Raw genomic sequence first — 18661 nt, 5'->3', positions numbered from 1 at the left:
TGGGCCACCGCTTGCCGGCCACGCCCCGCCACACCAGATTCCACCGAACCCCGCGCGGCTCTTCCATGCGGTCGCAGGGATATCCGCATGCATCCGGAGGCAAAGCCGATGGCCAGCGCCGCCCCCCGCGAGACCGGGGTTCCCCACGCAACCCGCGATCACACCAAGGCCGTGCTGAAGCGCCGCATCGACCAGGCACTCGGCCGCGAGGCCGCCGATCTGGTGATCCGTGGCGGCCGGGTGCTGAACCTCGCGACCGGCGCGCTGGAGGTGGCCGATGTCGCCGTCACCGGCGACATGATCGTCGGCGTGGGCCCGGGCTATCGCGGCCGGCGCGAGGTCGACGCCCGCAACCGGGTGATCGTGCCGGGCTTCATCGACACCCATGTCCATGTCGAAAGCACGCTGGTCACGCCGGCCGAATTCGACCGGCTGGCGCTGGCCCGCGGCACCACCACCGCCATCTCGGACCCGCACGAGATCTGCAATGTGCTCGGCACCGAGGGGTTGCGCTACTTCCTGGATGCCAGCCTGCACACGGCCCTGGACCTCAGGGTGCAGCTTTCCTCCTGCGTCCCGGCGACGGGGCTCGAGACCTCGGGCGCCCGGCTGAGCGCCGATGATCTGGTCGCCTTCCGCGACCACCCCTCGGTGATCGGGCTTGCCGAGTTCATGAATGTGCCGGGCGTTCTGCATCTGGACGACGAGGTGCTGGACAAGCTGGCCGCCTTCGACGGCACCCATATCGACGGTCATGCTCCTCTGCTCTCGGGGCGCGACCTCGATGCCTATCTCGCCTGCGGCATCCGCAATTGCCACGAATGCACCAACCGTGCCGAGGCGCTGGAGAAGATCGGCAAGGGTATGCAGGTGCTGATCCGCGACGGCAGCGTCTCGAAGGACGTGGCCGCGCTGGCACCGCTGCTCGACTGGCGCAACTCCCCCTTCTTCGCCTTCTGCACCGACGACCGCAACCCGCTCGACATCGCCGAGGAAGGCCATCTCGATCATCTGATCCGGGCGGCAATCAAGGCAGGCGCGCCGGCGGGCGCCGTCTATCGCGCCGCCACCTGGTCGGCCGCCCAGGGCTTCGGACTGAAGGATCGGGGGCTGGTCGCGCCGGGCAGGCGGGCCGATATCGTCGTGCTCGACGACCTGGAGCATTGCGCGGTCGCAACCGTCATCCGCAACGGCCGGGTGGTGGAAGACGGGATCTTCGATCATGGCGCCATGCCGGCGCCGGTGGGCTTCGGCTCGGTCCGGCTGCCGCCAGTCACCCCCGACATCTTCCGGGTGCCTGCCCAGGGGCCGGGGGCGCCGGTGATCGGCATCCGCCCGGGCAGCCTGATCACCGATCACCTGACCATGGCGCTGCCCTATGCGGGCGGCGAGCGCCGGGCGGATCCGTCGCGTGACCTGCTCAAGGTCGCGGTGCTCGCCCGCCACGGTACCAACCGCAATGTCGGCCGCGGCTTCGTCACCGGCTTCGGCTTCCCCGACGGCGCCATCGCATCCTCCGTCGGCCATGACAGCCATAATATCTGTGTGGTGGGGGCGGGCGATGCCGACATGGCGGTGGCGGTCAACCGGCTGATCGCCATGGGCGGCGGTTTCGTGGTGGTGCGCGATGGCCGGGTTCTGGCCGATCTGGCCCTGCCGGTCGCCGGGCTGATGAGCGATGCCGGCGCCGACCATGTCCGCGACCGGCTGGTGGCGCTGCGTGCGGCCGCCCGCGCCATCGGCTGCCGCCTGGCCGAACCCTTCCTTCAGCTCGCCTTCCTGCCGCTGCCGGTGATCCCGCATCTCAAGATCACCGATATGGGGCTGGTCGACGTCGACCGCTTCCGTCTGCTCGCCGCCTGACCTGCTCGCCGCCCGAACCGCCCGGCCGGCGCCTCACAAGAAAGCTGCACGCGTGCCCCATCTGATCATCTTCACCTTGGTGCTGCTTCTGGGCATGATGGCCAGTTGCATAATGATGTGAGGCGGACCCCGTTCCGGGACAGGGACCTCCGGTCAGGAGTGTCCGGACCGGGGGCAAACCGCCCGGTCCCAGGGAGCGAGCGTTCATGCCTGCTGCGTCGCGTGTGGCCAAGATCGTGATGGTGCTTGGCCTCTCGGCCTTCGCCTTCCTCGTCACCTTCAACAATCTGACCGACTACGGATCGAATTTCGCCTTCGTGTCTCACGTTCTGGCGATGGACGACACCTTCCCCGGCAATGCGCTGATGTGGCGGGCGATCACCGATCCGATCTTCTGGCATATCGGCTACTGGGCGATCATCGCCGGCGAGGGCATCACCGCGGCCCTGTTCGCCGTGGCCGGCATCGCCATGCTGCGCCGGGTCAACGGCACGGCCGGAGAATTCGGCCGCGCCAAGCGGATGGTCCATTTCGGCGCCGCCATGGGCTTTCTGGTCTGGTTCGTGGGCTTCATGGTGATCGGCGGCGAGTGGTTCGCCATGTGGCAGTCGTCCACCTGGAACGGCCAGGCACCGGCTTTCCGGTTCTACATCACGATCCTGGCGGTGGTGATCTATGTCGGCCAGCCCGACCCGGACTGACCGTACCCGGCGGCGGTACCGTGTCATTCCGGCCATGCATGCAGCGGGCGGGCACGCGCCCCCCGCCGCCTGCATGTTTACAGCTTCGAGACGCCTTGCTATTTTGCGCCCGCGCAAAGGCAGGCCCGGAGGACGTCGAACAACGTCTTGCGGTCGCTTGCCTTTTCTCGCACAGTTCGCACGGACGGCCGGCGCGACCAAAGGTTGAACCGACCATCGGCATGCAAAGCCCACGGGAATGATCCCACGGGCGGGACGTGCGTCCTCATCTTCCTCATCCGGACAGTCGGACAGATCATCGCGGGGCAGTGTCGATGAAGGTTATCGCTTGCAACAGCAACCGGCCGCTGGCCGAAGCCATCGCGACGTTCCTGAACCTTCCCCTGACCAAGGCGAATATCCGCCGGTTCTCCGACATGGAAGTGTTCGTCGAGATCCTGGAGAACGTCCGTGGCGAGGACGTGTTCGTCATCCAGTCGACCAGCCACCCGGCGAACGACAATCTGATGGAGCTGCTGGTGACGCTGGACGCGCTGAAGCGCGCCTCCGCCCGCCGGATCACCGCCGTCATCCCCTATTTCGGCTATGCCCGCCAGGATCGTAAGCCCGGTCCGCGCACGCCGATCTCGGCCAAGCTGGTCGCCAATCTGATCACCACCGCCGGCGCCGACCGCGTGCTGACGCTGGACCTGCATGCCGGCCAGATCCAGGGCTTCTTCGACATCCCGGTCGACAATCTCTATGCAGCACCGGTGATCGTGCGCGACATCCAGGAGAAGTCGGCCGGCCGCAACCTGATGGTGATCTCTCCCGACGTGGGCGGCGTGGTGCGCGCCCGCGCGGTCGCCAAGCGCATCGATGCCGATCTCGCCATCGTCGACAAGCGGCGCGAGCGCGCCGGCGTGTCCGAGGTGATGAACATCATCGGTGATGTCGAGGATCGGGACTGCATCCTGATCGACGACATCGTCGACAGCGCCGGCACGCTGTGCAACGCCGCTGCCGCCCTGATGGCGAACGGCGCCCGCTCGGTGAAGGCCTATGTCAGCCATGGCGTGCTCTCGGGCGGCGCCGTCGCCCGCGTCACCTCCTCGGCACTCGAAGAGCTGATCGTGACCGACTCGATCGCCGCCACCGAGGCGATGCGCGTGTCCCGCAACATTCGCAGCCTGAGCATCGCGCCGCTGATCGGCGAGGCGATGCGCCGGATTGCCGACGAAAGTTCCGTGTCCAGCCTGTTCGACTGACGTCCCGGACACCTGACGGTATCGAGGGCGGGCACCCCTGGAGGCCCGCCCTGCCGTATTTCCGGACCAAGGCATCAGCGAACCGGCATAACCCCCCGGCGGGCCGTACAGACAGGCACCGCCGGCCAGCAGGAGACCATCCTCATGACCACTCAGCCCGTGCTGAATGCGACGGCGCGTGACCGCGGCGGTAAGGGGGCCGCGCGTCAGGCCCGCCGTGACGGCCTCGTCCCCGGCGTGATCTACGGCGGCAAGCAGCCCGCCCAGATGGTGTCGTTCAACGCCCGCGAGTTCGGCCTGTTCTTCAACCGTACCCCGGACCTGGCCTCGACCGTGATCGAGGTGAAGCTGGACGGTGAGAGCATCCGCGTGCTGGCCCGCGACGTGCAGCTCCATCCGGTCACCGACGTGCCGCTGCATGTCGACCTGCTGCGCCTGACCGGCGATCACGAGATCCGCGTCGAAGTCGCCGTGCACTTCGTCAACGAGGCGACCTGCCCCGGCATCAAGAAGGGTGGCGTGCTGAACGTCGTCCGTCACGAGGTCGAGCTGATCTGCGCCCCCGACGCGATCCCGCAGTCGATCACCGTCGACCTGGCGAACGCCCAGATCGGTGACAGCATCCACATCAGCGCCGTCGAGCTGCCGAAGGGCACCCGTCCGGCGATCACCGATCGCGACTTCACCATCGCGACGATCGCGGCGCCGGCCGGCCTCTCCGAGGACGCCGGTGAGGCCGAAGGCGACGAAGAGGCCTGACGATCATGTGGCTGCTGGTCGGTCTGGGCAATCCCGGCCCCGAATACGCCGGCAATCGCCACAATATCGGCTTCATGGCGGTGGACGAAATCGTCCGCCGCCATGGCTTCTCCCCCTGGCGCCGCAAGTTCCAGGGCGAGATTTCCGAAGGCCGCATCGGCCCCGAGCGCGCGATCGCGCTCAAGCCCCTCACCTACATGAACGAGAGCGGCCGTTCGGTCGCCGAGGCCGCCCGCTTCCACAAGATCGAGCCGGGCCGCATCGTCGTGTTCCACGACGAGCTTGACCTCGCCCCCTCGAAAATGCGGGTGAAGACCGGCGGCGGCCATGCCGGCCATAACGGCCTGCGCGACATCACCCGCCATATGGGGGCCGATTTCGTGCGCGTGCGGCTGGGCATCGGCCATCCGGGCGACAAGGCCCGGGTCCATGGCTGGGTGCTGGGCGATTTCGCCAGGGCCGAACAGGATTGGCTCCGCGATCTGACCGATGCGGTGGCGGTGCATCTGCCGCTGCTGCTGGCCGGCCGCGAGAGCGATTATATGAGCAAGGTTGCGGGTGCCGTCCGGCCGCCGAAACCGCTGAAGCCGGCAAAGCCGGCGAAGCCGGATGCCGCGGGTGCCCCGCCCGCGGGTGCGACCGGCGGCGAGGAGTAATCCCATGGGCTTCAAATGCGGCATCGTCGGCATGCCGAATATCGGCAAGTCGACCCTGTTCAACGCGCTGACCAGCACCGCGGCGGCAGAAGCGGCGAACTATCCGTTCTGCACCATCGAGCCGAATTCCGGCCGGGTGATGGTGCCGGATCCGCGCCTCGACAAGCTTGCGGCCATCGCCGGTTCGAAGCAGATCATCCCGACCCAGCTCGACTTCGTCGACATCGCGGGCCTGGTGCGCGGCGCCAGCCGGGGGGAAGGTCTGGGCAACCAGTTCCTGGCACATATCCGCGAGGTCGATGCCATCGCCCATGTGCTGCGCTGCTTCGAGGATGACGACATCACCCATGTCGAGGGTGGCGTCGATCCCTTGCGCGATGCCGAGACCATCGAGACCGAGCTGATGCTGGCCGATCTCGAAAGCCTTGAGAAGCGCATGGCCGGCATCGAGAAGCGCGCCAAGGGTGGCGACAAGGACGCCAAGGCCCAGATCGAGCTGATGGGCCGGGTGCTGACCGCTCTTCAGGATGGCCGCCCCGCCCGGACCGTGAAGATCGACGCCGAGGAGCGCCGTGCCTTCCAGCTGCTTCAGCTGCTGACCGCCAAGCCGGTGCTCTATGTCTGCAATGTCGACGAGAGCGCCGCCGCCGAGGGCAATGAGCTGTCGGCCCGGGTCTTTGCTCGCGCCGAGGCCGAGGGCGCCGCGGCCGTGGTGGTCTCCGCCAAGATCGAGAGCGAGGTCGCCATGCTCTCCGACGAGGCAGAGAAGCGCGATTTCCTCGAGGCGCTGGGGCTTGAGGAAACCGGCCTCACCCGGGTCATCCGCGCCGGATACAGCCTGCTTGATCTGCTGACCTTCTTCACGGTCGGCCCCAAGGAGGCCCGCGCCTGGACCGTCCGCAAGGGCGCCACCGCCCCGCAGGCCGCCGGCGTGATCCACACCGATTTCGAGCGCGGCTTTATCCGCGCCGAGACCATCGCCTTCGACGACTACATCACCTGCGGTGGCGAAAGCGAGGCCCGAGCCGCCGGCAAGCTGCGCATGGAAGGCAAGGAATACGTGGTCCGCGACGGCGACGTCTTCCACTTCCTGTTCAACGTCTGACGGCCCGTCCTCCCGGCCACCGCGCCCGACACGGAACGCCCGGCATGCTGTCATGCCGGGCGTTTCGCATAAGCACGGAATGCTCGGTCACCAGTCCTTCTCGAGCGGCAGATCCCAGGGCAGTCGGTTCCAGGGGCTGTCGGCATCGGCGCTGAGGCCGGCTGCCGCCTTCTCGAAGACCGGTTGATCGGCGTCCGCACCACCCGACCACAAGGCCCGCCCCTCCAGATAGGCCGCCGCCATATCGGTCCACGAGCCATAGGCGCTCTGGATCTCGCGCGCGATCGGCAGCATCCGCATCCAGGCATCATCGGCATCGATCCAGCCGGCCATGTGGCCCCAGCGGATCAGCATCAATGCCCGGCCGAAATCCCAGGCCATATGCCGGTCATGGGTGACGGCGCCGGGACCGGCTGCCTCCAGGAGCCGCAGCCGCCCCAGCTCTTCGGCCGGAAAGTCGGGATCGGCCAGCTGGTGCAGGAAGATCCGGAGCTGGACATAGAGCTCGAGCGCCCCCGGAACCTCGATCACTTCGCGCGTGAAGGCCGCGCGCCAGGCGTCGAAGGCGCCCACCCCCTCGTCGCCGAATTCCGTCCCGACCATCTCGCGGGCCCGCGCCCAATGGGGTTCGAGCTCGTCCGCATCGACCTCGGGATCCCACAGCGGGCCCAGCATGGCGGTCTCCACCAGATCAACCACGGAAGGGTCGGTCTCGGGAGCACGGCGCAGCACGCCGCCCATCACCTGCAGGCCCTGGGGGCCGTAGCGCAGGGCGATCAGGTCGGCGAGCGCCCGCTGCCGGGCGGCGGGATCATTCGCCAGCCCACTGTCTGTGAGGGCGTGGAGGGCCCGGCCATAGCGCACCCGCTCGCCCTCAGACAGCTCTGCGACACGGGCGGTGAAGCCGAAATCCTCGCGATGCCCCCGGGTGATCAGGGACATGACTTCGCGGTCGACATCCTCGCCGCCCGGAATGCCCCAGCCCTCGCGCAGCAACGCCACGGCCTTGCGCCGGCCAAGCGCCCCGAGCGGCCCCGACACCTCTCCCAGCCGGTCGACCGGATGGCCGTTGGCGCGGGCGAAGATCGCGCCGGCGCCGATGATCCAGCCCTGGACCGGGGTCAGACGTCCCGGCGCTTTCGGAAGATCAGCGGAAAGGCCGGTCCCGGCGCCGGTGATCTGTCGGGGTGGAGAGGCTGGGCCTGCAGGCCGCGTGAAAGGTAGCCGCCGTTCCAGCAGCTCGACCAGCCGCGCCCGGACGGCCTGCGCCGCCTCCATCTTCGCTGCCGGGAAATGCGCCAGGCGTCGGTTCAGATCCGGATGCTCCAGGCTGAGCGCCACCCCGTCGTCATCGGGCGTCAGCTCCAGCTGAGCGGGCAGGATCCGGTCGAAAGGCAGGCTTGCCCCGCCATGGATCACGGCCCGCTGCCGCAGATCGAAATGCGTGCCCGAGCGCGGCGCTGCCCAGAGGGCGAGGCAGAGCAGGACAAGCGCCAGGGCAAAAAAGCTCCAATCCGGCAGAGGAAGACCAAGGAGCGCCAGATCGTTGATCAGAAACAGCGAGACGACGCCAGCCACCAGGGACACCGCCGCCAGGATCACGATCACGGCGAGCATCCCGTCGCCATTGGCGCTGCCGAAGGTCAGCCTGACCGCCCGTCGGTCGTAGTCCAGCCGGCCGTCATCCATCGCCCGCGCGAAGCCCAGCAGTTCGGCCGCGACCTCGGCGATGCTCCGTTCGTGGCGTCCGCCCGATTGCGCGGCCGCCGTCATCGTCTGACTCCCCATAAGTCCCGTGCTCCGACCAAGAGATCCCCTCTCAAAGGGTCCGGTCTCCACGGGTGCCGTCCGATCCATAATCGTCGACCGCCGGCCGTGCAGATCTTCTGCGGCAGGCGGTGGTCTTCTTCCGAAGATCTCTCAAGGCATCATGACGGCAGAGGGGCAGCCGGTCATGCGACCAGACGGTGTCAATCCTGGTTGCGGCATACCCGTCTCTTCCGTTCCCCAACATCATGTCGTATCTGAGAGGAGGCTCCGGAGCGTCCCGGAGCCCCGCCGCAACATCGTCACGAGGTTTCGCACATGGGTGAGTTCATCCGTCTGGATGCCGCTACCGGCACGTCGATCTCGGCCTGGCATGCCACGCCCCGCCAGCCCGCGCGGGCCGGCCTGGTGGTCCTGCAGGAGATCTTCGGGGTGAATGCCCATATCCGGGGCGTGGCCGATCGCCTTGCCCTGCCGGGCTATGAGGTGGTGGCACCGGCTCTGTTCGACCGGGTCGCGCCGGATACCGAACTCGGCTATGGCCCCGAAGACCTGAAGCGCGGCATCGAGCTGAAGGGCCAGGTGCCCGACGACGAGGCCCTGACCTATGTCGCCGCCGCGGTGGATCGGCTGCGTGCCCGCCACGGCGCCGCCTTCCCCGTGGGCGTGGTCGGCTTCTGCTGGGGCGGCAGCCTCGCCTATCTGGCCGCCGCAAAGCTGTCGATCGACGCCGCCGTCAGCTATTACGGCGGCCAGGTGCCGAAATATCTGGACGAGGGCATCAAGCCGGTGGCGCCGCTTCTGGTCCATCTGGGCGGGCGCGACGGTCATATTCCGGCGGGCCCCACCGCCGATAAGCTGCGCGTGGCGGCACCCGGTGCCGAGATCTACGTCCACCCGCAGGCCGGCCACGGCTTCAATTGCGAGGCCCGCCCGGACTATCGACCGGAAGAGGCCCGCTATGCCATGGAGGTGACCCTGCGCTTCCTGGACCGCCGCCTGTCGGGGCCGCGCCGGCCGCCGATCTGAAGATCCCGCGCCTGAACCGACAAAGGGCGGCCTCGACGGGGCCGCCCTTTGTCATGTCCCGGCGCAGATCCGTCGGTCAGACGGAGGTAAATTCGATCAGCACGCCGCAGGCCTCTTCGGGGCCGACGATAAGATCGCCATTCTGCTCGCGATCGAAGGCCACCCCGTTCTCCTCGAGCACGGCCGCCGTACGGTCGCGATCGGCGACGCCGATCTGCAGCGCCACCAGGCCGTGATCATGGGCGCGGGGCTCGTCGTCGAGATCGGGATGCAGATTGGGCAGGTCGTAGGGCGTGGCGAACATCAACACCCCCCGGCCGGTATGCACCGCGATCACGGTATCGGTGGGGGTGACCGCACCGCTGCCGAACAACCGGGAATAGGCCTCGGTGGCCGCGTTCACATCGTCGACCACGATGGTGGCCGACAGAATGCAGCGGGCGGTGTTGGGATGGGCCAGCCAGTCCGGGCGGCGCATCTTCTCGGGCGTCAGATGCTGGCAGAGGAAGGCCGGAATGCCCGGCGTGGCCCCGTCCGCCAGATGGACGTTGCGGAAGGCGAGTTCCACCGGGCCGCCATCCGGACCGTTCTCGATCACCCGGCCCAGATTGCGCAGCGCATTTTCGGGTGCAACCAGCCCGGCCGCGCCCAGCAGGGCGTGCGAGGCCTCGGCATCCGGGGTGGAGAACACCACGCCAAGCCCACCCTCGCCCTTTTCAAGGAAACGATCCAGGCCGTTGGTGAAGGCGGCGGGGTCGATCAACCCCAGCAGTTCCAGATAGTCGTCGTCGAACATGACGCAGTAATTCGCCGTGCCCCAGCCGACATGGCGTCCGCGGTCGGTGACGGCAAAGCCAAGCCGCCGAAACCGCTCCCGTGCCGCTTCCAGGTCGGCGACACCGATGATGGCATGATCGATGCCGTTGATCGCGTGGGTCATCTCTCCGGCGCTCCGCTTTTGTGGGGCTTTGCCGATTAGTGACCCGAACCGCGCTGCGGGGCAAGACCCATGCATGGGCCGGTCCGTCATGCGGCCCTGATTTTCCCCGGTCGGGCGCACGAAAAAGGGCGGCCGCAGCCGCCCCTCGTCTCTCAACCCGAGGTTCCCGATCCCGGATCGTCAGCCGGCCAGTTCCCGGCCGCGGTCGCGTGCGGCGGTGACCGCGCGCGCCATCAGCGGCGGCAGCCCCGCCTGCCGGTCCATCAGCACCGACAGGGCCGCGGCGGTGGTGCCGGCCGGGCTGGTGACGGCTTCCCGCAATGCGGTCTCGGTCTCGGGCGAGGCATCGGCCAGCGCTGCGGCGCCGATCACGGTCGCCCGCGCCAGCCGCCGGGCGGTTTCGTGGGGCAGCCCCACCTCTTCGCCGGCCAGGGTCATCGCCTCGATCATGTGGAAGACATAGGCCGGTCCGCTACCCGAAACGGCGGTCACCGCATCGATCAGCCCTTCATCCTCGATCCAGACCACCTCGCCCACGGCCGAGAGCAGTGCCTCGGCCAGGGCACGATCAGCGCCCTCGGTCTCGGGGACCGCATAGCAGCCGGTGATGCCGCGACCAATTGCCGCAGGGGTGTTCGGCATCGCCCTGATCACCTTCCGCGGATGGCCGAGCAGGTCGCGCAGGGTCTGCACCGTCTTGCCGGCGGCGACCGAGACCACCAGGGTCTCAGCCCCGACCAGAGGGGCTGCGGGCGGCAGGGCCGCCTCGAAGCTCTGCGGCTTCACCGCCACCACCAGCACGTCGAAACCGCCATCGGGCATGGCCACCGCATCGGCATCGGCGGCGACGCGCACGCCGCGGGCCTGCAGCCGGGCCCGGCCGTCGGCAGAGGGGTCGATCACGGTGATGCTGCGCGGATCGCGGCCACGGGCGATCCAGCCCTCGATCATCGCCCCGCCCATCCGGCCGGCGCCGATCACGAGAAGCTGACCGGCCGTCCCGGCTTCGGATGCGCTGGTCATCGGGAATCAGGCCTCGCCGACGGTTTCGAACATGGCGGCGGTGATGGCCTCGTCGGCCGTCTTGCCGCCCCAGATCACGAACTGGAAGGCGGGATAGGCGCGCTCGCATTCCGAGACCGCGATGTCCACCACCTCTTCCACATGCTCAGGGGTCAGCGGACCGCCGCGGACCAGCAGGGTGTGGCGGAACAGCGGCACCGATTCCTCGGTCCAGAGATCGAAATGGCCCAGCCACAGGCGCTCGTTCAGCTGCGCCAGCAGCGGGTAGATGTTCGCGCGGCGGCCGGCTGGCACCTTCATGTCCAGGGCACAGGACAGATGCAGGGCGGCGGTTTCCGGGCGCCAGGCGAACCAGAGGCGGAAGTCGCAGAACTTGCCGGTGATCTCGACAGCCATCTCGTCTTCGGTCTGGCGGTCGAACGGCCATTCGTTGGCGATGACGATCTGTTCGACGAGATCGAGAGGGTTGGCCACGACTTCTTCGGCTTCCGCGATGATGAAAGACATGCTCGATCGCCTCCTTGGGCGGGCGGCTGCGGGCCGCGGATCCCGGCGGCGGTCTCGATGGACACCGCCGCTGGCGCGAAGGTGGGGGCGAGAACACGACGACCTGCCGGACCTCCGCAGGAGCACGAGTTCATCGTCACTCCCGCGGTGCGGCGGCCTGCCGTCGGGTTCGAGGCGGCTACCACATCTTGTGGCGCAGACGGCGCAAACCGACTACGTCGGCAGCGTGCACGAAGCCCCGGTCAGCCGCAAGGCCCGTTGTTTAGCCATAATGGCGGGGCGGATGCAACGTCTTTCCGCAATGCACCCGCCACGACCGGAAAATCCCGTGGGCTCAATACCCTGGCCGATGACGGGGCATCGGCTGAGGGACGCGAAAAATCTGCCGGAAAAATCGATCCTGCCCCCTGCCCGTCTGCCCCGGCCGGATCAATAGAGGGTGCGCGGCAGGCGAGTGACGGCCTCGGCATCATAGCCGGCGGCGTCGAAATCCTGACGGGCCGCCTTCAGCATCTGCCCGGCGGTGGGCAGGGTCTCGGTGACCGGCCATGTTTCGGGGGTCCACAACCCGGACCTGATCAGCGCCCGCGCGCACTGGAAATAGACCGTGTCGATGGCGACCAGGATCACGGTGCGGGGCAGGTGCCCGTCGACCGTAAAACTCTCGCACAGTGCCGGATCGGTCGAGATGCGGGCCCGGCCATTGATCCGCAGCGCCTCGCCCTTGCCGGGGATCAGGAACATCAGGGCGACACGGGGGTCGCGGACGATGTTGCGCAGGCTGTCGATCCGGTTGTTGCCGCGCCGGTCCGGGATGGCCAGCGTCCGGTCGTCCAGCACCCGCACGAAGCCGGCCGGGTCGCCGCGCGGCGAACAGTCGAGCCCCTCGGCCGCGACGGTGGCGAGGGCGAAGAACGGGGCCGCCTCGACGAAGGCGCGATAGGGCGCAGTCAGGCCTGGGACTTCCTTGATCAGCGACGCCTCCACCGGGGTGCCGTAAAGTGCATCGAGTTCGGCTTCGGTGGTCACGACATGCCCGGTCATCGCATCCTCGGTTTCTGTCAGGGACGGCCGCCATCCGGACCAGCGGATGAAGCCGTCGTTGAGCCCGGGGCCGAGCTTATACCATCATGCGGTGATCCGTCGCCCCGCGACATGTTCCGCCCCTTGTCCTGCCCCCACCCTGCCGGAGCCCACAGATGACCAGCGCCACCGATCGCTTCGCCCCGCCCTCGCCCGCGGCCGAGGGCGCGGCCGACCGTCCCCGCCTCGACGGCCGGCGGATCGCCATGCTGGGCCTGGGGCTGATGGGCCGGCCGATGGCAGTTAACCTTGCCCGTGCCGGGGCGGAGCTGACCGTCTGGAACCGCAGCCCGGCCGCAGCGGAAGAGGTCTCGGCGGCGACCGGTGCCCGCGCCGCCGCAAGCCCGGCCGAAGCGGCCGCCGGCGCCGACATCGCCATCATCTGCGTCACCGACACCGCGGCGGTCGAAGCCGTGCTGTTCGGCGCCGGCGGCATCACGGCGGCCCATCCCGCACCGCGGGTGGTGATCGACATGGGCACCACCGACCCGCTGGCGACGCCCGATATCGGCCGCCGCCTGACTGAGGGCTGCGGCGCCAGCCTGATCGACGCCCCGGTTTCCGGCGGCACCCGCGGCGCCGAGGCGGCGACGCTTTCTATCATGGCCGGCGGGGAAGACGCGGCCTTCGACGCGGCCCTGCCGGTGCTGCAGGTGCTGGGCAGCCGCATCACCCGGATCGGCGGACCCGGCGCAGGCCAGGTCGCCAAGGCGGCGAACCAGGTGGTGGTCGGCGTGGTGATCCAGGCCGTGGCCGAAGCCCTGGCGCTGGCCGAGGCGGCCGGCGTCGATCCGGCCCGGGTGCGCGAGGCGATGATCGGCGGCTTCGCCGACGGCACCATTCTGCGTCAGCACGGCGAACGCATGGTCGCGGGCAATCTCGTCCCGGGCGGCAAGTGCCGCATCCATCTGAAGGACATGGTGCAGGCCACCCGGCTGGGCGATGCCAATGGTCTGGCCATGCCGGCGTCGACCCTGGTCCGCGATGCCTTCGCCCGGCTGGTCGAACAGGGCCGCGGCGAGCTCGATCACAGTGCGCTGCACCTGCTGCTCACCGCTACGTTCCGCGCCTCTGACGATGATGTCGCGGCACGATAGGCCACCAGAAATCCTCAAGACAATATCAGAAACGAAACATCCACGAGAAGAAACAAGATCAAATCTTTCCAAAGAGTTGACCGGGAAAAAATGTATCGCTAGGCTTCCCGACTTGATGAAGGGGGGAAACAATCGGACGAAGCCTGCCGACAGGCGGGCTTCACATGTCGGGACTTGCCGTCGCCGTCGGTCCCGAAACCGTTCCGCCCTCTCGATTTTCAGGAGCGCTTCCCGAAACATGACCCAGTTCCGCCCCGGTCCGCTGAACGCGATCACCGACGTCCCCGGCATCAAGGTCGGACAGGCGCATGACGACCGGCTGTGGAGCGGCGTCACCGTGATCGTGCCGGACGAGCCGATGCTGGCGGCGGTGGATGTGCGCGGCGGCGGCCCCGGCACCCGCGAAACCGATGCCCTCAATTCGGCATCGATGGTGCAGAAGGTGCATGCGGTCGTCCTGTCGGGCGGGTCGGCCTACGGGCTGGATGCCGCCTCGGCGGTGATGTCGCGGCTGGCGGCCCAGGGCCGGGGTGTGCAGATCGGCGAGGCGATCATCCCGATCGTGCCGTCGGCCATCCTGTTCGATCTGGTCAATGGCGGCGACAAGAACTGGGGCGCGGAGCCGCCCTATCGGGCGCTGGCCGGCCAGGCGATGGACGCGCTTGGCACGACCGTCGCCGAGGGCAATGCCGGTGCCGGTTACGGCGCCAAGGCGGGCGCCTACAAGGGCGGCCTCGGTACCGCATCGATCGTGACGGCCGAAGGCCACACGGTGGGGGCGCTGGTCGCCTGCAATGCGTTCGGCACGCCCGTCATCCCGGGCACGCCCTGCTTCTGGGCCTGGCCCCACGAGATTGACGACGAGTTCGGCGGGCAGCCGCTGCATCAGCTGGCGAAGCCTTCCACCCACGACTTCACCTTCACCCCGGGCCGCCCAGGCGTGCCGGGAGAGGTGCTGGACACCACGGCTGCCGGGGAGAGGGCGGCCGGGGCGACGAAGATGCCGGCGGATCTGGACGGCGGCGACCCCGCCGCGGCAGCGGCCGGCGGCAACACCACGATCGGCATCGTCGCCATCGATGCGGATCTGACCCGCGGAGAGGCGGAGCGCATCGCGATCATGGCCCAGGACGGCTATGCCCGCGCGGTGCGCCCGATGCACACGCCGTTCGACGGTGATACGATCTTCGTCCTCGCCACCGGCAAGCGACCGCTTGCAAATCCGGTGGTGGACGTCGCGCGGCTCGGCATGCACGCGGCCGACTGCGTCGCCCGTGCCCTGACCCGCGGCGTCTATGCGGCCGAGACGCTGGGACGGTATCCCGGCTATCGGTCCGTTCACGGGCATCGGCTCAATCGGGCCGCGCAGGGAGGCTGAAAAAACATGGGCACCATCAAGCCGTGGCTCGCCGCGGCGCTTCTTGGCACGGCGGTCGCCTTCGGGCCGGCCGCGGCCTTCGCCGCGAAAGACACCTTCTCGATCGGTGCGGTGCTGGAACCGCCGCATCTCGACCCGACCGCGGGTGCCGCGGCGGCGATCGACGAGGTCGTCCACATCAACATCTTTGAAGGTCTGGTTCGCCTGGATGAGCACGGTGCCATTCAGCCGTTGCTCGCCGAAAGCTGGACAATTTCAGATGACAACCTGACCTACACTTTTAAGCTCAGGCAAGGCGTCAAATTCCACGATGGCACCACCTTCGACTCAGCTGACGTGAAGTTCAGTTTTGAGCGGGCCATGGCGCCAAACAGCGTCAACGCGCAGAAGGGCCTGTTCGCGCCAATTGCTTCAATTGAGACCCCGGATCCATTCACGGTCGTCCTCAAGCTCAAGCAGGTCGTGGGTGCGATGCTCCAGAATCTCGCCTGGGGTGACGCCGTAATCGTAGCACCGGAAAGCGCGGGTGAGTCCGAGAAGAGCAAGCCGATCGGTACTGGCCCGTTCAAATTCAAAGAATGGGTCAAAGGCGATCGCGTCGAGCTTGTTCGTAATGACGAATACTGGGGTGAAAAGGCTGGCATAAGGGAAGCGACCTTCCGCTTCATACCGGACCCGGCCGCAGCGACTACAGCCATCATGGCTGGTGATATCGACGCCTTCGCAAACTTCCCGTCACCGGAAAATCTGCCTCAGCTGGAGGCCGATCCCCGCTTTAAGGTATCGGTCGGCACCACAGAAGGCGAGATCATCCTCGCACTCAATAATGGGATAAAGCCACTTAACGACATTCGCATACGCCGAGCCCTGTCTTATGCTATCGATCGTCAGGCAGTAATCGACGGGCAGTTCGGCTACGGTACGCCGATCGGATCTCACTTCGCCCCACATGCGCCTGGTTATGTGGACCTCACCGGTCGCTATCCCTACGATCCGGCAAAGGCAAAAGCGCTGCTGGCCGAGGCCGGCTATCCGAACGGCTTCAAGACCGCAATTACGCTTCCGCCTCAGCCCTATGCGCGCCGTGGTGGCGAGATCATTGCAGCCATGCTGGCCGAGGTCGGCGTTACCGCTGAGCTCATCCCCATTGAATGGGCGCAGTGGCTGGATCAGGTATTCAAGAACAAGGCCTATGCGATGACAATCATTTCGCATAGTGAGCCGATGGATATCAACATCTATGCCAGAGATAACTACTATTTCAATTACAAGAGCTCGGCGTTCAAAGATCTGATTGCCAAGATTGACGTCACTGTCGATCCGAAAGAACGCGAACAGCTGTACGGCGACGCACAGAGAATGATCACTGAAGATGCCGTGAACGTCTTTCTGTATCAGATGCCGCAGTACGGCGTGTGGAACGCCAAGGTTGAAGGCCTGTGGACCGACCGTCCCTTCCAGGTCAACGACCTGACCAAGGTGCACTGGACCGAGTGACCGGTCCCCGCCCTGCGGCCGGACTGCTCCGGCCGCAGGGCGACCCGCACCGCCTGCCCGACGGCACCATCACTTCCAGACCGACACTTCCACCCGAGGACGCGCCGGCTCCATGGCCCTGTTCCTGTTCCGACGGCTGATCACACTGATGCTGACCCTGCTGGTCGCGGCAACGGTCGTGTTCGTCGTGCTCGAAATCCTGCCGGGCGATCCGGCCTCGGTCATGCTCGGCCTGAATGCCGAGCCCGACACGGTGGCGGCGCTGCGCGCACAGCTCGGGCTGGACCAGCCGCTCACCGACCGCTTCTTCGGCTGGCTGGGCGGCATGATCGTGGGCGATTTCGGCCGCTCCTATACCTATAGCGTGCCGGTGACCGAGCTGCTGGCCGATCGCGTCGCGATCACCGTGCCGCTCGCCCTGTTCGCGATCACGCTCTCCACCCTGATCGCCATCCCGCTCGGCGTGTTTGCCGCCCGCAACCACAACAAGCTGGGCGATGTGGGCGTGATGGGCTTTTCGCAGATCGGCGTGGCCGTGCCGAACTTCTGGTTCGCCCTGCTGCTGATCATCCTGTTCGCGGTCAATCTGGGCTGGACGCCCGCCGGCGGGTTCCCCGGCTGGGATGCCGGTATCGGCCCGGCGCTGGGCGCGCTGCTGCTGCCCGCCATCGCCCTCGCCCTGCCCCAGGCCGCCATCCTTGCGCGCATCACCCGGTCGTCGGTGCTGGAAGTGCTGCGCGAGGATTATGTGCGCACCGCCCGCGCCAAGGGGCTGGACCGGCGCGCGGCGCTCTGGCGCCATGCCGTGCCCAATGCGCTCATCCCCGTGGTCACCATTCTCGGCCTGCAGATTTCGTCGCTGCTCGCCGGCACGATCATCATCGAGAACGTCTTCGCCCTGCCGGGCGTCGGCCGGCTGATCTTCCAGGCGATCGCCCAGCGCGACCTGATCACGGTCAAGAGCCTGGTGGTGGTCATCGCCGCCGTGGTGGTGTTCGTGAACTTCCTGGTCGACCTGTCCTATGCCGCCCTCGACCCGCGTCTCCGGCGCGGCGGCGACATGCTCTGAGCCGGTGGAGGATCCCATGAGCCAGACCACCACCGTCACCATCCGCCGCCCCTCGGCCGCCGCCGAGATCTTCCGCCGGGCCCTCGCCAGCCGGAACTTCGTCGTGGGCGGCGTGATCACCCTGCTCTTCCTCGGCATCGCGGCGACCTCGCTGTTCTGGACGCCGCTCGATCCGACCAAGATGAATGTCCGCGCCCGTCTGCAGGCGCCGTCGGCGGCCAATCTCTTCGGCACCGACCAGTTCGGCCGCGACATCCTGTCGATGATCATGACCGGGGCGCAGAACTCGATTCTGGTCGGCGTGGTCGCGGTCGGCATCGGCCTGACCATCGGCACCGCGCTCGGCTGCCTCGCCGCCGCCCGGCGCGGCTGGATCGAAGAGCTGGTGATGCGCTTCAGCGACTTCGCCTTCGCCTTCCCGGCCCTGCTTTCGGCGGTGATGATCACCGCCCTGCTCGGCCCCGGCGCGGTGAACTCGATCCTGGCGATCGGCATCTTCAACGTGCCGGTGTTCGCCCGCATCACCCGTGGTGCCGCCCTCGCCGTCTGGTCGCGCGAATACGTCATGGCCGCGCGGCTCGCCGGCAAGGGGCCGGTGCGGATCACGCTGCACCATGTGCTGCCCAACATCCTGTCGATCATCATCGTGCAGGCCACCATCCAGTTCGCCCTCGCGATCCTGGCGGAAGCTGGCCTCAGCTATCTGGGCCTCGGCACCCAGCCGCCCACCCCCAGCTGGGGCCGGATGCTGAACGAGGCGCAGACCTTCATCTACATGGCGCCGCAGCTGGCGATCATCCCGGGTCTCGCCATCGTCTTCACCGTACTTGGCCTGAACCTGCTGGGCGACGGTCTGCGCGACGTGCTCGACCCCAAGCTCCGGCGGGCCCGCTGATGCCAGGCTTCCGGTTCGCCACCCCCGCCCATCCCTCCAACCCTG

Annotated in this window: 17 protein-coding genes; 12 read left to right on the top strand and 5 right to left on the bottom strand. The window is 67.7% G+C overall.

What is annotated here, in order from left to right:
* Positions 1 to 108 precede the first annotated feature (108 nt).
* The 6 genes from ade (at position 109) to ychF (ending at position 6331) form a co-directional block, all read left to right on the top strand.
* Entirely contained in the window at positions 109 to 1863 is a 1755-nt protein-coding gene (gene ade / locus CMO28_RS22355) for an adenine deaminase (RefSeq protein WP_296717241.1), read from the top strand.
* A 206-nt stretch (positions 1864 to 2069) separates the two neighbouring features.
* A complete protein-coding gene (locus CMO28_RS22350; protein WP_296717239.1) occupies positions 2070 to 2564 on the top strand; it encodes a DUF2165 family protein in 495 nt (164 codons plus the stop codon).
* Positions 2565 to 2878: 314 nt separating this feature from the next.
* Entirely contained in the window at positions 2879 to 3811 is a 933-nt protein-coding gene (locus tag CMO28_RS22345) for a ribose-phosphate pyrophosphokinase (RefSeq protein WP_041604782.1), read from the top strand.
* A 144-nt stretch (positions 3812 to 3955) separates the two neighbouring features.
* A complete protein-coding gene (locus CMO28_RS22340; protein ID WP_296717236.1) occupies positions 3956 to 4570 on the top strand; it encodes a 50S ribosomal protein L25/general stress protein Ctc in 615 nt (204 codons plus the stop codon).
* Between the two features lie 5 nt (positions 4571 to 4575).
* A complete protein-coding gene (gene pth / locus CMO28_RS22335) occupies positions 4576 to 5226 on the top strand; it encodes an aminoacyl-tRNA hydrolase (RefSeq protein ID WP_062761164.1) in 651 nt (216 codons plus the stop codon).
* Between the two features lie 4 nt (positions 5227 to 5230).
* Positions 5231 to 6331 carry a redox-regulated ATPase YchF gene (gene ychF / locus CMO28_RS22330; protein ID WP_296717232.1) on the top strand — a complete coding sequence of 367 codons (1101 nt, stop codon included), beginning with the start codon at positions 5231 to 5233 and terminating at the stop codon, positions 6329 to 6331.
* A gap of 87 nt (positions 6332 to 6418) precedes the next feature.
* On the opposite strand, the gene CMO28_RS22325 is transcribed toward ychF, so the two are convergent.
* Complete coding sequence (locus CMO28_RS22325) at positions 6419 to 8104, bottom strand: DUF1266 domain-containing protein (protein ID WP_296717229.1); 1686 nt, start codon at positions 8102 to 8104, stop codon at positions 6419 to 6421.
* A 312-nt stretch (positions 8105 to 8416) separates the two neighbouring features.
* Here CMO28_RS22325 and CMO28_RS22320 point away from each other — a divergent pair, with 312 nt between their 5' ends.
* Entirely contained in the window at positions 8417 to 9127 is a 711-nt protein-coding gene (locus CMO28_RS22320) for a dienelactone hydrolase family protein (protein ID WP_296717226.1), read from the top strand.
* Between the two features lie 76 nt (positions 9128 to 9203).
* Here CMO28_RS22320 and CMO28_RS22315 read toward each other — a convergent pair whose 3' ends face one another.
* The 4 genes from CMO28_RS22315 to CMO28_RS22300 form a co-directional block, all read right to left on the bottom strand.
* Positions 9204 to 10067, bottom strand: coding sequence for a VOC family protein (locus CMO28_RS22315; RefSeq protein ID WP_014743821.1), 864 nt, complete (start codon positions 10065 to 10067; stop codon positions 9204 to 9206).
* A gap of 180 nt (positions 10068 to 10247) precedes the next feature.
* Positions 10248 to 11090 (bottom strand): pyrroline-5-carboxylate reductase, encoded by an 843-nt coding sequence (proC, locus tag CMO28_RS22310; RefSeq protein WP_296717223.1) that lies wholly within the window; start codon positions 11088 to 11090, stop codon positions 10248 to 10250.
* A gap of 6 nt (positions 11091 to 11096) precedes the next feature.
* Positions 11097 to 11597: a YbjN domain-containing protein gene (locus CMO28_RS22305; RefSeq protein WP_296717220.1), complete on the bottom strand. Its 501-nt coding sequence runs from the start codon at positions 11595 to 11597 to the stop codon at positions 11097 to 11099.
* Between the two features lie 429 nt (positions 11598 to 12026).
* A complete protein-coding gene (locus CMO28_RS22300) occupies positions 12027 to 12641 on the bottom strand; it encodes a pyridoxamine 5'-phosphate oxidase family protein (protein ID WP_296717217.1) in 615 nt (204 codons plus the stop codon).
* 155 nt (positions 12642 to 12796) lie between these two features.
* Here CMO28_RS22300 and CMO28_RS22295 point away from each other — a divergent pair, with 155 nt between their 5' ends.
* The 5 genes from CMO28_RS22295 (at position 12797) to CMO28_RS22275 (ending at position 18616) form a co-directional block, all read left to right on the top strand.
* Positions 12797 to 13777 (top strand): NAD(P)-dependent oxidoreductase, encoded by a 981-nt coding sequence (locus CMO28_RS22295; protein WP_296717213.1) that lies wholly within the window; start codon positions 12797 to 12799, stop codon positions 13775 to 13777.
* Positions 13778 to 14015: 238 nt separating this feature from the next.
* On the top strand, positions 14016 to 15155 hold the full coding sequence (locus tag CMO28_RS22290; RefSeq protein WP_296717210.1) for a P1 family peptidase: 1140 nt from the start codon (positions 14016 to 14018) through the stop codon (positions 15153 to 15155).
* 6 nt (positions 15156 to 15161) lie between these two features.
* On the top strand, positions 15162 to 16652 hold the full coding sequence (locus CMO28_RS22285) for an ABC transporter substrate-binding protein (RefSeq protein ID WP_296717207.1): 1491 nt from the start codon (positions 15162 to 15164) through the stop codon (positions 16650 to 16652).
* A gap of 112 nt (positions 16653 to 16764) precedes the next feature.
* Positions 16765 to 17721, top strand: coding sequence for an ABC transporter permease (locus CMO28_RS22280; protein WP_062761680.1), 957 nt, complete (start codon positions 16765 to 16767; stop codon positions 17719 to 17721).
* A 16-nt stretch (positions 17722 to 17737) separates the two neighbouring features.
* Positions 17738 to 18616: an ABC transporter permease gene (locus CMO28_RS22275; RefSeq protein WP_296717204.1), complete on the top strand. Its 879-nt coding sequence runs from the start codon at positions 17738 to 17740 to the stop codon at positions 18614 to 18616.
* The last annotated feature ends 45 nt before the right edge of the window (positions 18617 to 18661 follow it).

It is taken from the genome of Tistrella sp., assembly GCF_002684955.1.
Lineage (GTDB): Bacteria > Pseudomonadota > Alphaproteobacteria > Tistrellales > Tistrellaceae > Tistrella > Tistrella mobilis.
The sequence above is the reverse complement of the archived record's forward strand: the minus strand, read 5'-3'. Positions and strand labels throughout refer to the sequence as shown.

What these genes read in the sequence shown, in the direction of transcription:
- CMO28_RS22300 (WP_296717217.1), bottom strand. Translation starts at nt 12,641, where the DNA reads ATGACCGGGCATGTCGTGACCACCGAAGCCGAACTCGATGCACTTTAC.
- CMO28_RS22315 (WP_014743821.1), bottom strand. Translation starts at nt 10,067, where the DNA reads ATGACCCACGCGATCAACGGCATCGATCATGCCATCATCGGTGTCGCC.
- pth (WP_062761164.1), top strand. Translation starts at nt 4,576, where the DNA reads ATGTGGCTGCTGGTCGGTCTGGGCAATCCCGGCCCCGAATACGCCGGC.
- CMO28_RS22345 (WP_041604782.1), top strand. Translation starts at nt 2,879, where the DNA reads ATGAAGGTTATCGCTTGCAACAGCAACCGGCCGCTGGCCGAAGCCATC.
- ychF (WP_296717232.1), top strand. Translation starts at nt 5,231, where the DNA reads ATGGGCTTCAAATGCGGCATCGTCGGCATGCCGAATATCGGCAAGTCG.
- CMO28_RS22340 (WP_296717236.1), top strand. Translation starts at nt 3,956, where the DNA reads ATGACCACTCAGCCCGTGCTGAATGCGACGGCGCGTGACCGCGGCGGT.
- CMO28_RS22275 (WP_296717204.1), top strand. Translation starts at nt 17,738, where the DNA reads ATGAGCCAGACCACCACCGTCACCATCCGCCGCCCCTCGGCCGCCGCC.
- CMO28_RS22305 (WP_296717220.1), bottom strand. Translation starts at nt 11,597, where the DNA reads ATGTCTTTCATCATCGCGGAAGCCGAAGAAGTCGTGGCCAACCCTCTC.
- CMO28_RS22285 (WP_296717207.1), top strand. Translation starts at nt 15,162, where the DNA reads ATGGGCACCATCAAGCCGTGGCTCGCCGCGGCGCTTCTTGGCACGGCG.
- CMO28_RS22320 (WP_296717226.1), top strand. Translation starts at nt 8,417, where the DNA reads ATGGGTGAGTTCATCCGTCTGGATGCCGCTACCGGCACGTCGATCTCG.
- CMO28_RS22350 (WP_296717239.1), top strand. Translation starts at nt 2,070, where the DNA reads ATGCCTGCTGCGTCGCGTGTGGCCAAGATCGTGATGGTGCTTGGCCTC.
- proC (WP_296717223.1), bottom strand. Translation starts at nt 11,090, where the DNA reads ATGACCAGCGCATCCGAAGCCGGGACGGCCGGTCAGCTTCTCGTGATC.
- CMO28_RS22280 (WP_062761680.1), top strand. Translation starts at nt 16,765, where the DNA reads ATGGCCCTGTTCCTGTTCCGACGGCTGATCACACTGATGCTGACCCTG.
- CMO28_RS22295 (WP_296717213.1), top strand. Translation starts at nt 12,797, where the DNA reads ATGACCAGCGCCACCGATCGCTTCGCCCCGCCCTCGCCCGCGGCCGAG.
- CMO28_RS22290 (WP_296717210.1), top strand. Translation starts at nt 14,016, where the DNA reads ATGACCCAGTTCCGCCCCGGTCCGCTGAACGCGATCACCGACGTCCCC.
- ade (WP_296717241.1), top strand. Translation starts at nt 109, where the DNA reads ATGGCCAGCGCCGCCCCCCGCGAGACCGGGGTTCCCCACGCAACCCGC.
- CMO28_RS22325 (WP_296717229.1), bottom strand. Translation starts at nt 8,104, where the DNA reads ATGACGGCGGCCGCGCAATCGGGCGGACGCCACGAACGGAGCATCGCC.